This window comes from Qipengyuania marisflavi (assembly GCF_005884405.1).
Taxonomy (GTDB): domain Bacteria; phylum Pseudomonadota; class Alphaproteobacteria; order Sphingomonadales; family Sphingomonadaceae; genus Qipengyuania; species Qipengyuania marisflavi.
In genome coordinates this window covers 101,078-117,295 of record NZ_VCAO01000002.1, presented here as the reverse complement: position 1 = coordinate 117,295, position 16,218 = coordinate 101,078, and the positions used below count along the sequence as shown (strand labels likewise).

The window sequence follows — 16,218 nt, the reverse complement described above, 5'->3', positions numbered from 1 at the left end:
TCACATCTCCTCCACAGCCTCGACCCCAAGGATCGCCAGACCGTTGCGGATCACCTGCGCCACCTGCGCCGCGACAAACAGCCGCGCGGCAGTCAATTCAGGATCGGCTTCCAGAATGATCCGCTTTGCCGGATCATCATTACCCATATTCCAGAAACTGTGAAAGGCAGCCGCCAGATCGCCGAGGAAAAACGCGATGCGGTGCGGCTCCCGCGCCTTGGCGGCGGCTTCGACCATGCGCGGGAATTGCGCCGCTTCGCGCACCAGCCCCAGCTCGGCATCGCCCAGCCGGTCAAGATGATCGGCGCTTGGCTCCACGCCTGCCTTGCGCAGGGTCGAACGGATCCGCGCATGGGCGTATTGCAGGTAGAAGACCGGGTTGTCTTTGCTGGCTTCGACGACTTTGGCAAAGTCGAATTCCATCTGCGCTTCGGGCTTGCGGGTAAGCATGGTGAAACGGACAACGTCCTTGCCCACTTCACTCACCACATCGGCCAGCGTCACGAAACTGCCACTGCGTTTGGACATTTTCACCGGCTCGCCGCCGCGCATCAGCTGGACCATCTGGATCAGCTTCACATCGAACGGGATCGGCTTGCCCTGCCCTTCGGACAAGGCCGCAACAGCTGCCTTGATCCGCTTGACCGTGCCCGCATGATCAGCGCCCCAGATGTCGATCAGCGCATCGGCAGCCTCGGCTTTTTGCATGTGATAGGCCAGATCGGCGCCGAAATAGGTCCAGCTGCCGTTCGATTTGCGAATCGGGCGGTCCTGATCGTCCCCGAATTTGGTCGAGCGGAACAGCGGCAGTTCGACCGCCTCCCAATCTTCCGGCGGAGCCTTGCCCTTGGGCGCTTCCAGCACGCCGTCATAAACCAGATCGCGTTCGCGCAGCCATGCTTCGGCGGCTTCCGGCTTGCCCGCAGCCTGTAGCTCAGCCTCCGACGCGAACAGATCGTGCTTGATGCCCAGCAGCTCAAGGTCATGACGAATAAGCTTCATCATGGCCGCGACCGATGCCTTCCGAAAGTCACTAAGCCATTCGCTTTCAGGCAAATCTACAAACTTATCACCGTGAAGGTCAGCAATGGCCTGACCAATGTCAGTGAGATAATCGCCCGGATACAGCCCCTCGGGGATGGCACCGATATCTTCGCCCAATGCCTCGCGGTAACGCAGGTGCGCCGAGCGCGCGAGCACGTCGACCTGACCTCCGGCATCATTGATGTAATATTCGCGTGTCACCGGATGGCCGGCAAATTCCAGCAGGCCCGCCAATGCATCGCCCACCACCGCGCCGCGGCAATGGCCCATATGCATCGGCCCGGTCGGATTGGCGGAGACATATTCGATATTGACCCGCGTGCCTGCGCCCAGCGCCGAACGGCCATAATCCGCGCCCAGATCGGCAATCGCCGCCAGTTCGCGCCGCCAGACATCGTCCGACAGGCGCAGATTGATAAAGCCCGGCCCGGCAATCTCTGCCGAGACGACATCGGGATCATTGGCGATATGCGCGACGATCTTGTCCGCCAGAGCGCGGGGATTGGTGCCTGCCTGCTTGGCCAGCACCATTGCGGCATTGGTCGCCAGATCACCGTGCGAAGGATCGCGGGGCGGTTCGACAGCCACATTGCCGCGCGCGGTTTCTGGCGGCAGCGCGCCCTCCATCTCCAGCGCGTTCAAAACTGCGTCGATCTTGGCCACGAAGGCGGCGTGTAGTGTCTGCATATCAGCCATTGCGCGCGCCTAGCCGAATGGGCCAGAATCGCAAGTGGGGCCGCGCTGGAATCGCTTCCGCGCGTCACACATTTTCAACGGAAAACCGGATTAGCGGGTGGCGTTATACTTCAGCTGCGCTTCGGTCAGCTGGAAACCGACCAGCAATTCGAACGTGGCGCGCTGCACAGCTGCTTTCACCGCGGGATCAGCCAGCGGGTCAAGCGCCGCATCGGGATCCCCCGGCTTGCGCTTGCGCGTGATCTGTTCGCGGACATCGGCGGGCAGCGTGGCATCCGCGCGATTGACATAGGCCCCGGCGGTGCCGCGTGCCGTGGCGCGTTCCTGGCCATCGGCAAAGGCCAGCGTGACCGAACCGACTCGCTTGCTGACAACCGCACTACCGCCGCGCAGGACGGTGCTGAAATAGGGCAGCGTCACAGTGCGCGCGCCGCGCACATCGGTGCGACGGGCGCGGACGTCGAAAGTCGCCTCCGAATACACCCGGTCATCAGCAGTTTCGTTGCAGGTAAAGCGCAGATTGGTCATCGCCGCGGTTACGTCGAGATCGGCCATCGTAGTCGACCCTGCCTGACGGAAAGTGGTGATATCGCCGGTAAAATCGGGAATACCCACGGCCGGGCAGGCGGTGCGGATCGCTGTGATACCGACCCCCTGGTCAACGATCAGATCGCCTTCCTTGGCGCAACCGGCGAGCGCGATGCCGATGGCAAGCGCGGGAAGGAGGCGGAGTGGGCTGGTCATGCGGCGTCTATCCTTGCGAGGCATTCGAATTCGGTGCGCGGGTGCGCGCTGGCACGCCCTAGCTTGCGCTTAATGAAAGCGCTAGAGGGCGGGATATGAATGCCCCCTTTCCATCCACCGGCACATCGTCCGGCATCCGCAGCAGCAGCGATCATCGTCTGCCGCTAAAGCTCCTGATTGCCGCGCCACGCGGGTTCTGTGCCGGGGTCGACCGCGCCATTGAAATCGTTGAGCGCGCGCTCGAAAAATATGGCGCACCGGTTTATGTCCGGCATGAAATCGTCCACAATCGCTATGTGGTCGACGCGCTGAAAGCCAAGGGTGCGATCTTTGTCGAGGAACTGGATGAAGTTCCCGACGACGCCCCCGTAGTGTTCAGCGCGCATGGCGTGCCCAAATCGGTCCCCGCAGAAGCCGATCGCCGCAAGCTGCTGTATGTCGATGCCACCTGTCCGCTGGTCAGCAAGGTCCACCGTCAGGCCGAACGCCAGATCGAAAAGGGTCAGCACATCCTGTTCATCGGGCACGAGGGTCATCCCGAGGTAATCGGGACAATGGGCCAGGTGCCACCGGGACAGATTACCCTGGTTGAAACGCTTGCCGATGTCGCCGCGCTGCCGTTTACGCAGGACGATGCGCTGTCTTTCCTGACGCAGACCACGCTGTCGGTCGATGATACCGAGGATTTGATCACCGCGCTCAAGGCCCGCTATCCGCAGATCGTCGGACCGAAGGCAGAGGACATCTGTTATGCCACTTCCAACCGTCAGGCAGCGGTCAAGCGGATCGCGCCGGCTAGCGATCTGGTGCTGGTGATCGGCGCGCCCAATTCCTCAAATTCAGTGCGTCTGGTCGAAGTTGCCGAGCGACTTGGCACCGATGCCAGATTGATCCAGCGGGCCAGCGATATCGATCCGTCATGGCTTGAAGGCGTGGGCACGATGGGGCTGACTGCGGGCGCTTCGGCCCCTGAAAAGCTGGTGCGCGAAGTGGTTGACCGGTTGTCCGAATGGCGGCTGGTCCAAGAAGAGACGCTGGTTTCCGCAGAAGAGAACATGATTTTCAAGCTGCCCCGCCAGCTTACCGAATAAGTGGCGGTCTATACCCATCTCGGCGCGGAGCAGCTGGCCGAGCTGGTCGCAGCCTATGATGTGGGCGAGTTGGTCAGCGCCAAGGGCATTGCCGAAGGCATTTCGAACAGCAATTGGCTGATCGAGACCAGCGGCGCGGATGGCACTGGCGCGCGGTTTATCCTGACCATGTACGAACGGCGGATCGACACGGGCGATTTGCCGTTCTTTCTTGGCTTGCTCGACCATCTCTCAGCCAAGGGTTGCCCGGTCCCAAGCACCATTCACGACTGCGCGGGCAGCGCCTTTCGCGTGTTGGACGGCAAAACGGTTGCCCTGATCGAGTTCCTGCCCGGTGTCTCCCCCACCCGGCCGACCGCGCAGCAGGCACAGGCGGTGGGCGCTGCCTTGGCTCAGGTGCATCTGGCGGCGGCGGATTTCCCGCTCACGCGCGCGAACACCCTGGACGCTGAGGCGAATGCACGCATTCTTGAGGATTGCGGCGAGGACCGGCTGGCGCAGATCGATCCCGCGTTACCCGCCGCGCTGCAACGCGCCCGCGATCTGGCCGCGCACTTGCCTAGCGATCTGCCCGCCTCGATCATTCATTCCGATCTGTTTCCCGACAACGTGCTGATGCGCGGCAGCACGGTGTCGGGCATGATCGATTTCTATTTCGCCTGCAGCGACGCAATGGCTTACGATCTGGCGGTGACCCATGCGGCATGGAGCTTCGACAAGAGCGGTTCTTGTTATGATGCGGCAATTGGGCGGGCGCTGATCGACGGTTACCAGAGTGTCCGCCCGCTTGATGCCGCGGAACGCAATGCCTTGCCAATATTGGCACAGGGGGCCTGCCTGCGCTTTGTCGCCAGCCGCGCCGAGGATTGGCTGGATACGCCCGGCGATGCCCATGTCACCCGCAAGGACCCGATGGATTTTGTCCGGCGGTGGGACTTCTATGACGAAAATGGCCAGCAGGTCTTCGCGTAGGCCGCCGGGCACGCTAAGCGCATCGCGATGAAAAAAGTAGAATTGTTCACCGACGGATCCTGCAAGGGCAATCCAGGTCCGGGCGGCTGGGGCGCTTTGCTGCGTCTGGGCAGCAATGAAAAAGAACTGTCCGGGGGCGAGCCTGACACCACCAACAACCGCATGGAAATGACCGCTGCGATTCGCGGCCTGTCCGCATTGGTCGAACCGTGCGAGGTCGCGCTTTACACCGACAGCAAATATCTCATCGACGGGATCACCAAGTGGGTCCACGGCTGGAAAAAGCGCGGCTGGGTTAATGCCAGCAAGAAGCCGGTCCGCAACGAAGACCTATGGCATGAGCTGATCGAACTGACCGCCACGCACCGGGTCGACTGGCACTGGGTCAAAGGCCATTCCGGCCATGTCGAGAACGAGCGGGTCGACCGCCTCGCCAGCGATGCTGCGGACGAGGCGGCGCGCAGCTAAATCAGCTGTTGTCGACGACCTCGGCAGAGGGGCCGTTGCTCTTCATCGATTCCACAGCTTCTTTCGCGCTGGCCTTGCTGGAATAGCCTTCTGACGAGAACATCACTTCAGAATTGTATTTGAAGCGGGCACGGAATTCCCCGGCCTTGTCTTTGTAGATTTCGAACTGATGCGCCATCGTGGTGCTCCCTTTAATGTTGAACTGCCAGCATCCTAGCAGCCGCAAGGCACTTGGCTACCCGAAGCGTGCGGGTGAATAGATCGCGCCTTCAATCGCCTGCGTCATGGCGTCGCATTCGTGCCCCAGCAGATCCTGCGCCGCCAGCCGTGCAGCGGCGGGCGCGGTCTGGATGCCAAATCCGCCCTGCCCTGCGAACCAGAAGAAACCTGCGATCTGCGGGTCGGCGCCATAGACGGGCAGCCGGTCTGGCGCGAAGCTGCGCAGGCCGGCCCATTTGTGCTCGACCGCTTCGACCCGCCAATCGACCACATTTTGCAGCCGGTCGATGGCCGTGGCCACCGCCAGCTCTTCCGGCGCAGCGTCACACGGGTCGCTGGGTTCCTCGTCATGCGGGCTAAGCCACAGCCGTCCGGATTCCGGCTTGAAATAGAACTGCCACCCGATGTCGAGCACCAGCGGCAAATCGGCAGGCGGCGCGGGATCGACCCGCAATTGCAGCACCGTCCGCCGCAGCGGGCGGATGCCCAGCGGGCGTGCCCCGGCAATCTGCGCCATACTGTCTGCCCATGCCCCGGCGGCGTTGACGATGGTCCGGGCGCGATATTCCTGACCGCTGTGCGTCCGCATGGTCCACACATCGCCTGCGCGCTGCGCCAGTGCCACACGGGCGCGGGTTTCCAGCTCAACTCCGCACTGGCGTCCCAGTGAAAGATAATGGCGATGCAATCCGGCGACATCGATATCCGCGCAGGCCGGTTCCCACACCGCGCCAGTCCATTCTGACCGCAAACCGGGAATCTTTTGCGCCAATTGCGCGCGCCCAAGACGCTGGATCGTGGCGCCGGTTGGTGCGAAGCGGTCCACAAAGGCATCAAGTGCAGACGCATCCTCGTCACGCCCGACATATAAGGCACCGCGCGGCGTAAGATAGCCGCCCTCGCGCAGGAACACGCCAGACGCCAGCGTAAGCGGCACGATCTCCGGTCCGCCATAGCATTCCTCCCAGAATGCGGCGGAGCGGCCAGTGGCATGATAACCCGGCGTGTCTTCCGCTTCGAGCAGCAGCACGCGCGCATCGTCCGCCAGTTCGGCAGCAAGACTGGCGCCCGCCATTCCGGCGCCGATGACAGCGAAATCGTAAACGTTCACTGGGCCGGGCGCGGCGCCGTGCGGTCGAGGAATTCGGTGATTGCCGCCTGCGCACGGCCGCGCACTTCATCGGTCTCGCGCAGCAATTCGTGCTCTGCCTCTGCGCCAAAAGCGACCAGCTCGCCTTTGGGCAGGCGTTCAGCAGCACGCACTGCAGCAGGGTGGCTGACCAGCTTGTCAACCGCCGTGGACAGTACCAGCACGGGCACCTGCACCGCTTCCATTGCACCAGGCGCATCGAGCACGCGGGTCGAGGCATAGCCGCGCTCCACCCAGCCCCAGCTGCCCGGCCCCATCACCAGTTCGGGGCGCTTTTCCCGCCACCACAATTCATCTGCATAACGCTGCGCATCATGCGTCAGCAGCTTGCTGCGTCCAGCGGGCATTTCGCCCGGCTTTTCGCTCCATTTCCATGCCGGGCGCATCGGATCGCCGATTTTGCGCATCACCTTGGCCACGCCGTGCAGCAAGCCAAACGGCAGCTTCGGCCCGACAAAGCCGACCATCGGCGCCGAAAGAAACGCCGCATCGGGAGTGGCGCGCCCTTCGACCAGCGCCCGCAGCACCAGATGTCCGCCCATCGAATGGCCCGCCAGCACATGGGGACCGGGGGTTTCGGCCTGCCACTGCGTCCAGAACGCAGCGAGATCGTCGATCCAGATCGAAAAATCTTCGATATGCCCGGTGACGGCATCCTTGGTCAGCCGTCCCGATCCGGCCTGCCCGCGCCAGTCGGCAGCGGTGACCCGCCAGCCCGCGCGGTGCCATTCTTCCAGCGTCTCGATATATTTTTCGTAATTGTCGCCGCGTCCCGGAAAGAACAGGATCGAACCGCGCGCAGGCTCGCTTCCCGGCCAATCGATGCGCCGCACCTGATGGCCGTCAGTGGTGCTCCAAACCGATTCGCTGGCGTGCGCCGGAATTGCGCGCCGATCGATCCTTCCGGTGCTCGTGTTTGTGCCCGTGTCCGAAGCATTGCCCGGCTGTGTCTGATGCGCGCTGATGACCCATTCCTCATGGTTACTATTTGGTAAGCACTGTCCTGTAGCAAGGCCCTCAAGAACTTTCGGGGGCCTTATGCCAGACCAGATTTTTACCTACGGATTGCTCGGCGCATTGGCAATCGCACTGCTGATCGCCGCCTTCACGGATTTCCGGCATCGCAAGATTGCCAATTGGCTGAACGGTGCGATTGCGCTGGGTGCACCGCTGTTCTGGTGGGCCAGCGGCCTGTCGCTATATCCCGGCGTGACTATGCAGCTTGGCGTGGCGCTCGCCACCTTTGCCGTTTGCTGCGTGCTGTTCGCTGTTCGCCAGATGGGCGGCGGCGATGTCAAATTGCTGACCGCATTGGCGCTGTGGGTTCCGCCTGCGGCATTTTTCAAACTCATTCTCTTGATGGCGTTGATCGGCGGCGTGCTGACCATCGTGTTCGGTGGCTGGCACATCATGCGCCGCCGCAAGGACCGCATCGCCATTCCCTATGGCCTGGCAATCGCGACCAGCGGTTTGTGGGTCCTTGGAACCGAACCTTTTGCACTTGCCGGCGTCACCGGCACCGTGGGCTGACAACCCGATCTTAACCAATCGGGCGCTAAGCCCGGAAACCATAGATGCCCGCACACAGATTCTCGCGGGCCAACGAGGGGGCTAGTTTAGCCATGGACAGGAAGAAGCTGGTTCTGCTGGTAGGTGCACTGATCGTTGCGATCGGTACCGCACTGGTTGCGCGTAGTATGTTTGCCGGTGCCGGTGCACCGTCTGCCGAAGCTGCGGCAGTCGAGCCGCAGGGACCCAAGGTTTTGGTGGCGCAACGCGCGCTGCCCGTCGGAACGCTGATCACGGCAGATGCCATCAGCTATCAGATGTGGCCTTCGCAATTGGTGCAGGACGCCTATTTCCTCGATGGTGAGGCGGATATCTCCAAGCTGCTCGGCACCGTGGTCCGCCACGCTGTGACAGCGGGTGAACCCATCACACAAGGATCGCTGGTAAGCCCCGGCGACCGCGGCTTCCTCGCAGCGGCGCTCAGCCCAGGCATGCGGGCCATCACGGTCCCGGTTTCGGCGCAAAGCGGCGTTGCCGGCTTTATCTTCCCGGGTGACCGCGTCGATATGGTCCTGACCCAGACGGTCCAGGGCAATGACGGCACCAATCTCAAGGCATCGGAAACCATCCTGCGCAATCTGCGCGTGCTGGCAACCGACCAGTCGACCACGCAGCAAAAGGGCGAAGACGGCAATACGATCGTCAGCGCGTTCAGCACGGTTACGCTGGAAGTGACGCCGACCATCGCTGAAAAGGTATCGGTCGCCCAGACTATCGGCACGCTCAGCCTCTCGCTGCGCTCGATTGCCGACAGCCAGAGCGAACTGGAACGCGCCGTTGCCTCGGGTGACTTTGCGATCCCCGACAATCTCTCACCTGCCGAAGAGGAAAAGCTGCTGCGCGATGCAATGGCTCGTCCCGACGACGCCCGAAGCACCTACAGCACGGGCGCCGATGTTTCACGGTTCCAGCGCGGTTCGATGCCTGCACAGGGCACGCCCCGTGCAGCGACTGCGGCACCCACCCAGGCGGCACCGGGCGTGGCTGTGACTGTCAGCGGAGTCCCTGTCCGGCAGGGACCCACCGTCCGCGTTACCCGCGGCAAGGAAACCGTCGAAGTGCCGGTTTCCAAGAAGGGCGGCAAGTAAGTGACCAAAGCATCATCAGGAAGCCATTCAGGGGGCAATTCCATGACATATCGTCTTCCCACCAAACTGCTGCTTGCCAGCCTGGCGCTTGCGCCGCTGGCCAGCCTGCCAGTAGCTCCGGCAACGGCCCAGTCGGTCGTCCGCCCGAGCCAGGACATCGTGCTGTCAATCGGGCGCGGTGAACTGATCAACGTGCCGGGCGCAATGGCCGACGTGTTCATCGCGAACGAAGCCATCGCCGATGTGCAGGTCAAGTCGCAGCGCCAGCTGTATCTGTTCGGCAAGGCTGGCGGTGAAACAACAGTCTATGCCAGTAACGCCGCAGGCGACATCGTCTGGTCCGCCAACATTCGCGTCGGATCGAACATCGGCAGCATCGACCAGATGCTGGCGCTGGCGATGCCGCAGGCCAAGGTTGCCGTGTCCACCATGGGCACCAACACCGTCTTGCTGACCGGTACTGTTGCCGCGCCGGAAGACGCTGCCGAAGCACAGATGCTGGTCGAAGCGTTCGTGGGTGAAGGCACCAATGTCATCAGCCGCCTGCGGATGTCGACCCCGCTGCAGGTCAATCTGCAGGTTCGCATTGCCGAGGTCAGCCGCAGCGTGGTGAAAGCCATCGGCATGAATCTCGCCTCGATCGATTCCACGGGCGGTTTCCAGTTCGGCGTTGGTCAGGGTGCAGGTCCGACGACCTTCAACCCGGGCCGCTCGCTCGGATTGAATGCTGGTGCGACGGTAGACCGCATCATCAATCCGGTCACCGGCGCCATCAGAGAGGTTCCTGCAACCAATATCAAGGGTGCGGGCATCGGTTCGACGCTGGGCTTTGCCGGCCAGCTGCTGGGTCTCGACCTCTCCGGAGCGCTCGACCTTGCTGAAACTCAGGGACTTGTGACGACATTGTCGCAGCCCAATCTGACAGCATTGTCTGGCGAGACTGCAGAATTCCTTGCTGGCGGCGAATTCCCGATCCCGCTCAGCCAGGGTCTGGGCACGACCACCATCGAATATAAGAAATACGGTGTCAGCCTGGCCTATACGCCGACAGTGCTTTCAAACGGCCGTATTTCGATCCGCGTGCGTCCCGAAGTGTCCGAACTTTCCAGCCAGGGCGCGATTACGCTCAACGGTTTTCAGGTTCCTGCTCTGACCACGCGCCGGGCAGAAACCACGGTCGAGCTGGGTTCAGGCCAGAGCTTCATGATCGCCGGTCTGATGTCGAACAATTCGCAGAACACCATCGAAAAGGCTCCCGGCCTTGGCGATATTCCGATCCTCGGCAATCTGTTCCGCTCCACCACCTATCGTCGCGGCGAAACCGAACTGGTTATCGTTGTCACGCCGTATCTGGTGAAGCCGGTCAATGCCAACGAGATCAGGCTGCCGACCGATGGCTATATGAAGCCCACCGAATTCCAGCGCCTGCTTGGTTACAAGACCGGCGACGGGGTGGTTGGCCAGGGCCGTCCGGTTGCGACAACCGGCAATGGTGCGGCGGCGGCTCCGCAAATTTCCAGCAACGGCCAGCCGGCCGGTAACAGTCAGCAGCAGGCTGCGGCGCAGAGCGAGGCGCGTCGCGCCGAAAAGACCGCTGCTGCCAAGCCCGGCTTCAGCTTCGAATAAGGGGATGAGAACCATGCGTATCACAACCAATCGCAAGCTTGCCGGCACCCTCGCCGTTTCGCTCAGCCTGGTCCTCGGCGCCTGCAGCAGCGGGAGTATGCCCGAGATCAACCGGACGCTTTACAGTGCCCACCAGCCAGTGGTCGAACGGAGCAATTTCTCCATCGATCTGGCCACCGGATACGAAGGCCTGCAGGTTTCCGAACAGCAGCGGCTGTCCGACTGGTTCGAAGCTATGGACCTGCGCCACGGCGACCGTATCTCGCTGGACAATCCGGGCAACAGCCCGGCGGTCAGCGCCAATGTCGCCGCGATTGCGGGCCGCTATGGTCTGCTGGTCAGCGACGGGGTTCCAGTCACGGTTGGTTATGTCCAGCCCGGTCAGGCGCGCGTGGTCATCACCCGTTCGACCGCATCTGTTCCCGGCTGTCCCGACTGGTCATTCAACCGCGATGCCGACGACATGAACCGCACCAGCCCCAATTACGGCTGTGCGACCAACAGCAATCTGGCCGCGATGGTCGCCAATCCCGAGGACCTGATTCAGGGCCAGCAGGGCACTGGTGAAACCATCGTCACCACGTCAACAAAGGCCATCAGGGCCTATCGCAGCCAAGAACCCACCGGCACCGGCGGTTTGGCTGAAGTCAGCAGCACCGAAGGAGGCAACTAAGCGATGAACGCTCCCCTAAAACTCGGCACGCCGGGGAATCGTGATCCCTTCGCGGCCTTTATCTGCGACGAAAACGCGCTCGACGTTCTGCGTCCGGTGGTGATCGAACTCGGCTGGCAGCCGGAAAAATGCAACAAGGGCGGCCTGCGCAACGCGGTCCAGTCCCTGTCGGTTGCCGCCAGCCCGAACATCCTGATGGTCGATCTTTCGGAAAGCGGCGATCCGCTGAACGACATCAACGGCCTGGCAGAGGTGTGCGAGCCCGGTACGGTCGTGATTGCGATTGGCCAGGTCAACGATGTCCGCCTGTACCGCGACCTGCTGGCCAGCGGCATTCAGGATTACCTGCTCAAGCCGCTATCCGCCAATGCCCTGCGCGATTCGCTCAATCAGGCGCAGGCGATCTTCTCTGCTCCCAAGGCGCATGAGAACCAGGAGGGGCGCAAGCACGTCTCGACAGCCATTATCGGCACCCGCGGCGGCGTTGGCGCATCGACACTGGCGACTTCGCTGGCGTGGATGTTCAGCGACACGCACAAGATGCCGACCGCGCTGCTCGATCTCGACGTGCATTTCGGCACCGGCGCACTGACGCTCGATATCGAACCGGGCCGCGGCCTGACCGATGCAATCGACAATCCCAGCCGGATCGACGGACTGTTCATCGAACGCGCCATGATCCGCGCAAACGACAATCTGGCGATCCTGTCAGCAGAGGCGCCCATCAATGCTCCGCTGATGACCGATGGCGCGGCCTTCATGCAATTGCAGGAAGAATTCCGCCACGCTTTCGAAATGACCGTGGTCGATCTGCCGCGTCATATGGTGATCAATTTCCCGCATCTGCTCAACGACACCAACATTATTGTGTTGGCGACCGAGATGACGCTCGCTTCGGCGCGTGACACCATTCGCCTGCTGTCCTGGCTCAAGACCAACGTCGCCCATGCGACTCCGGTGATTGTTGCCAACAAGGTGCAGGCAGGCGCAGCCGAGATCAGCAAGGCCGATTTTGAAGCTTCGATCGAACGCAAGATCGATTTCACGATCCCTTACGATCAGAAAGCAGCGGCCAATGCGGCCAAGCTGGGCAAGACTTTTGCAGAAGCCAATGGTTCGGCCAAGGCCACTTCGACCATCAAGGATCTGGCGGTCCGCATCATTGGCGCCGGTGACGAAGGCGAGGAAGGCGATGCCGCTGTGGAGGGCAAGAAATCCCTGCTCGGCAGTTTCGACCTGAAGGGCCTGCTGGCGAAGAAAAAGACCCAGCCCGCCCCTGCGGCAGCCGATTGAACATGGACGGCGGCGGGCCACAATCGCGGCCCACCCGCCGCCACCTATTGAACAGAATGGACGGAGATAAGGCATGAGCATTTTCCAGCTAGCGCTGGTAGTGATCGGGGTACTGGCCCTGATGGCCATCGCCTACGCCCTGCTTGCCGGCCCAAATGCCGCCAAAGCCGGCCAGCGCCGCTTGATGGCGCTGCGCTATCGCCATTCGGAAAGCACCGACACCAAGGTTGAATCGCAGTTCAAGAAAGCAATCGCCTCGCGCAAGCCCAAGATGCAGATCATCGCCGGGTCCGGTTCGCGAATCCAAGCGCTGGCGATCCGGCTCGACCGGACCGGCAAGGGGTGGAGCCTGAGCCAATATGCCTACACTTCGCTCGGCATCGGGCTGGTGGTCGCGCTCGTTTTGTATCTGCGCAGTGGTTCGCTCATGCTCTCGCTTGGCGTGGGCGCGCTGGCCGGTTTGGGCATCCCGCATTTCCTGGTGGGCCGCGCGATCAAGAAACGGACCAACAATTTCAACACGAAATTTCCCGACGCGATAGAACTGCTGGTCCGCGGCCTGCGTTCGGGCTTGCCTGTAACCGAGACGCTGGGTGTGGTTGCGCAGGAAGTTCCGGGGCCCGTGGGTCAGGAATTCAAGGGCATCACCGAACGCATCAGAATTGGCCGTTCCATGGACGAATCGCTCCAGGAAGCGGCTGATCGTCTGGGTATCGCCGAATTCAATTTCTTCTGCATCACTTTGGCGATCCAGCGCGAAACGGGCGGCAATCTGGCCGAAACGCTGTCCAATCTGTCCGATGTGCTCCGCAAACGCTCGCAAATGAAGCTCAAGATCAAGGCGATGAGCTCGGAGTCCAAAGCGTCGGCCTATATCGTCGGCTCGCTGCCCTTCATCGTGTTCACCATGATCTGGTGGATCAATCCCAAATATGTCGGCGGGTTCTTCGTCGATGACCGGCTGATCGCGACCGGGCTTGGCGGACTGGTGTGGATGTCGCTTGGCGCCTTCATCATGGCCAAGATGGTCAATTTCGAAATCTGATCGAGGAAAGACGGTAAGCCATGTTCGATACGCCTTCAGGCCCGACTCTTCTTGGTTTCGATGTTATGCTCATCGGCTCGATCCTTGCCGGGATCGCCGCCATGGCCGTATTCGTCGCTATCTATTCTGCGGTGACCATCAAGGACCCGATGGCCAAGCGCGTCAAGGCGCTGGGCGAACGGCGCGAGGAGCTCAAGCTCGGCCTCGTCACTGCGACCGCCAAGAAGCGTCAGTCGCTGGTCCGCAAGACCGATACGACCGAAAAGATCAAGGACACGCTGGGCAGCATGAAAGTGCTGCAGCAGAGCCAAGTCGAAACGGTCCAGCAAAAGCTGGCTCACGCCGGTTACCGCAACAAGGAACTTGCGGTATTCGTGATTGGTCTGCGGCTGGTGCTGCCGGTCTTGCTGGGCCTCACAGCTTTCATCCTGCTCTATGTGCTGGAAATCAAACCTGATTGGCAGATGAAGCGCGTCTTCGCGCTCGGTGCGGCGCTGTTCGCAGGCTATAAGGGTCCAGAAATCTTCCTCAAGAACAAGGCGAAGAAGCGTTCGGACCTGATCCGCAAGGGTTTGCCCGACGCGCTCGATCTGCTGGTGATCTGCGCCGAAGCGGGCCTGACCGTCGATGCTGCGTTTAACCGCGTAGCCAAGGAATTGGGCCGGGCGTACCCTGAACTGGGCGACGAATTCGCGCTCACTGCCATCGAACTGTCGTTCCTCAATGAACGCCGCAAAGCGTTCAACAACCTCGCCTACCGCGTCGATCTTGATGCGGTGAAGGGCGTGGTGACGACGATGGTCCAGACTGAAAAATACGGTACGCCGCTGGCCTCTGCCCTTCGGGTGCTGTCCGCTGAGTTCCGGAACGAACGCATGATGCGCGCCGAGGAAAAGGCTGCGCGCCTGCCGGCCATCATGACCGTGCCGTTGATCATGTTCATCCTGCCGGTGCTGTTTATCGTTATTCTTGGCCCGGCGGCCTGCTCGATCTCCGATGCCTTCAGCGGCGGGATCGGCAACACCGGCTAAACACAAGTCGCAGTTCGGTACGCGCGCAAAGCCTGGTCGGCGTTATCTGTCGGCCAGGCTTTCCGCGTCAAAGTCACCCGCATTGTCCCGGACCCGCACCAGCATTTCGCGCAGGCTGGCCTGTTCGTCGGCGGACAGTACGGAAAACAGCTCGGTTTCGATATCCAGCGCCAGCGGCATGATTCCGGCGTGCACCGCCCGCCCCTCCGCCGTCAGTTCCAGCAGATGCGAGCGGCCATCGCGCGCATTGGGGCGGCGTTCTGCCAGTCCGCGGTCCTCCAGCGCCTTGCACGCGCGGTTGACCGGCACCTTGTCCATCAGCGTCTGCTGGCTCAACTCGCGCTGGGTGGTGGCACCGCTGTCACCCAGCACCGCCATGATCCGCCATTCCGCCGTCTTCAGCGCAAAGCGCCGCCGGTACTGCTCGGCAATCCGCGCCGACACCGCGTTCGAGGCGATCGACAGCTGATACGGGAGGAAGTTGGCGAGGCGCTGGGCGGGCTGGCGTTTGGACATGATGCTATTCTTAGAAACCGTGCCGCGCTTGGCAAGTCCGTATCACCTGTAACTACCGGTAATCCGGTTCATCCCACCACGGGTAGAAGTCGGGCATATCCGCGCCCACTGTGTCGGGATAGTCGGGCGGGCGCTTCTCCAGAAAGCTGGCGATCCCTTCCCTGGCGTCCTGGCTGCGGCTGAGCCGGTAGATCGCGCGGCTGTCGATCCGGTGTGCCATCATCGGGTGCTCCGTGGCTGACAGGCGCCACAACATCGCCCGGGTCATCGCCACCGATACCGCAGATGTGTTGTCGGCAATCTCGCGCGCTAGGCCGCGGGCTGCGTCCATCAAGGTGTTCGGGGAGTGTACTGAACGTACAAGCCCCCGATCAAGCGCTTCATTGGCATCGAAAATACGCCCGGTCATGCACCATTCCAGCGCAGTCTGCATGCCCACCAGCCGCGGAAGGAACCAGCTGGAGGCAGCTTCCGGCGTGATCCCGCGCCGCGCGAACACGAAGCCAAAGCGCGCGTTGTCGCTGCATAGCCGCATATCAAAGGGCAGCTGCATGGTCGCCCCCACGCCCACGGCCACCCCGTTGCACGCACCGATCAGCGGCTTTTGCGAGTTGAACAGTCGCAGCACCAGCCGCCCGCCACCATCGCGCACACGGCTGTCCGACAGGTCATCAACCGGGTTGGGATCGGAGAACACATGCCCCCCGCTCCCATCTTGATTCTTGGGCGGCGTCAAATCCGCCCCGGCGCAGAAGGCCCGCTCCCCCGCACCCGTTACGATCACCGCGCGCACCCTGTCATCGGCATCGGTGGTGTCGATGGCGTCGATAATCTCGGCCATCATCACGCGGGTGAAGGCGTTCATCTTCTCGGGCCGATGCAGCGTCACGGTGGCGATGCCATCGGCGATGTCGAGCTTGATCTGCGTGTAGGACATGGTTTGGATTCCCCCTGGTCAGTCCATCTGGATGGAACACATGGGACACGGTCCTG

The 16,218-nt window shown here is 62.0% G+C and carries 17 protein-coding genes; 10 read left to right on the top strand and 7 right to left on the bottom strand.

Annotated elements, in window-relative coordinates:
• On the bottom strand, positions 1-1,740 hold the full coding sequence (gene argS, locus FEV51_RS05050; protein ID WP_138616611.1) for an arginine--tRNA ligase: 1,740 nt from the start codon (positions 1,738-1,740) through the stop codon (positions 1-3).
• A gap of 90 nt (positions 1,741-1,830) precedes the next feature.
• On the bottom strand, positions 1,831-2,484 hold the full coding sequence (locus FEV51_RS05045) for a hypothetical protein (RefSeq protein WP_138616609.1): 654 nt from the start codon (positions 2,482-2,484) through the stop codon (positions 1,831-1,833).
• A gap of 95 nt (positions 2,485-2,579) precedes the next feature.
• Here FEV51_RS05045 and ispH point away from each other — a divergent pair, with 95 nt between their 5' ends.
• From ispH to rnhA, 3 genes are read left to right on the top strand one after another with little or no spacing between them, the layout of a single operon-like run.
• Entirely contained in the window at positions 2,580-3,575 is a 996-nt protein-coding gene (gene ispH / locus FEV51_RS05040) for a 4-hydroxy-3-methylbut-2-enyl diphosphate reductase (protein WP_138616607.1), read from the top strand.
• Complete coding sequence (gene thrB / locus FEV51_RS05035) at positions 3,576-4,547, top strand: homoserine kinase (protein WP_138616605.1); 972 nt, start codon at positions 3,576-3,578, stop codon at positions 4,545-4,547.
• Positions 4,548-4,574: 27 nt separating this feature from the next.
• On the top strand, positions 4,575-5,015 hold the full coding sequence (rnhA, locus tag FEV51_RS05030; RefSeq protein WP_138616603.1) for a ribonuclease HI: 441 nt from the start codon (positions 4,575-4,577) through the stop codon (positions 5,013-5,015).
• A gap of 1 nt (position 5,016) precedes the next feature.
• Here rnhA and FEV51_RS05025 read toward each other — a convergent pair whose 3' ends face one another.
• The 3 genes from FEV51_RS05025 to FEV51_RS05015 are packed head-to-tail and all read right to left on the bottom strand — an operon-like array spanning position 5,017 to position 7,283.
• Complete coding sequence (locus FEV51_RS05025) at positions 5,017-5,193, bottom strand: YegP family protein (protein WP_138616601.1); 177 nt, start codon at positions 5,191-5,193, stop codon at positions 5,017-5,019.
• 57 nt (positions 5,194-5,250) lie between these two features.
• Positions 5,251-6,345 carry an NAD(P)/FAD-dependent oxidoreductase gene (locus FEV51_RS05020; protein ID WP_138616599.1) on the bottom strand — a complete coding sequence of 365 codons (1,095 nt, stop codon included), beginning with the start codon at positions 6,343-6,345 and terminating at the stop codon, positions 5,251-5,253.
• Positions 6,342-7,283 (bottom strand): alpha/beta fold hydrolase, encoded by a 942-nt coding sequence (locus tag FEV51_RS05015; RefSeq protein ID WP_246034473.1) that lies wholly within the window; start codon positions 7,281-7,283, stop codon positions 6,342-6,344. The genes FEV51_RS05020 and FEV51_RS05015 overlap by 4 nt, the downstream gene beginning before the upstream one ends.
• Before the next feature lie 139 nt (positions 7,284-7,422).
• Here FEV51_RS05015 and FEV51_RS05010 point away from each other — a divergent pair, with 139 nt between their 5' ends.
• The 7 genes from FEV51_RS05010 to FEV51_RS04980 all read left to right on the top strand — a co-directional run bounded on the left by FEV51_RS05010 (position 7,423) and on the right by FEV51_RS04980 (position 14,709).
• Entirely contained in the window at positions 7,423-7,914 is a 492-nt protein-coding gene (locus tag FEV51_RS05010; RefSeq protein WP_138616595.1) for an A24 family peptidase, read from the top strand.
• 92 nt (positions 7,915-8,006) lie between these two features.
• Positions 8,007-9,041 (top strand): Flp pilus assembly protein CpaB, encoded by a 1,035-nt coding sequence (cpaB, locus tag FEV51_RS05005; protein ID WP_138616593.1) that lies wholly within the window; start codon positions 8,007-8,009, stop codon positions 9,039-9,041.
• Positions 9,042-9,083: 42 nt separating this feature from the next.
• Positions 9,084-10,667: a type II and III secretion system protein family protein gene (locus FEV51_RS05000; protein WP_138616591.1), complete on the top strand. Its 1,584-nt coding sequence runs from the start codon at positions 9,084-9,086 to the stop codon at positions 10,665-10,667.
• A gap of 13 nt (positions 10,668-10,680) precedes the next feature.
• The gene (locus tag FEV51_RS04995) at positions 10,681-11,340 is read left to right on the top strand and encodes a CpaD family pilus assembly protein (protein ID WP_138616589.1); all 660 of its coding nucleotides are present in this window, start codon (positions 10,681-10,683) and stop codon (positions 11,338-11,340) included.
• Between the two features lie 3 nt (positions 11,341-11,343).
• Positions 11,344-12,633: a pilus assembly protein CpaE gene (locus tag FEV51_RS04990; RefSeq protein WP_138616587.1), complete on the top strand. Its 1,290-nt coding sequence runs from the start codon at positions 11,344-11,346 to the stop codon at positions 12,631-12,633.
• Between the two features lie 73 nt (positions 12,634-12,706).
• Positions 12,707-13,678, top strand: a complete 972-nt coding sequence (locus FEV51_RS04985) for a type II secretion system F family protein (protein ID WP_138616585.1) — start codon at positions 12,707-12,709, stop codon at positions 13,676-13,678.
• Positions 13,679-13,698: 20 nt separating this feature from the next.
• A complete protein-coding gene (locus FEV51_RS04980; protein ID WP_138616583.1) occupies positions 13,699-14,709 on the top strand; it encodes a type II secretion system F family protein in 1,011 nt (336 codons plus the stop codon).
• 42 nt (positions 14,710-14,751) lie between these two features.
• Here the strand turns inward: FEV51_RS04980 and FEV51_RS04975 are convergent, their stop codons facing one another.
• Positions 14,752-15,225, bottom strand: coding sequence for a MarR family winged helix-turn-helix transcriptional regulator (locus FEV51_RS04975; RefSeq protein WP_138616581.1), 474 nt, complete (start codon positions 15,223-15,225; stop codon positions 14,752-14,754).
• A gap of 52 nt (positions 15,226-15,277) precedes the next feature.
• Positions 15,278-16,162 carry a crotonase/enoyl-CoA hydratase family protein gene (locus FEV51_RS04970; protein ID WP_138616579.1) on the bottom strand — a complete coding sequence of 295 codons (885 nt, stop codon included), beginning with the start codon at positions 16,160-16,162 and terminating at the stop codon, positions 15,278-15,280.
• Positions 16,163-16,218: the final 56 nt, after the last annotated feature.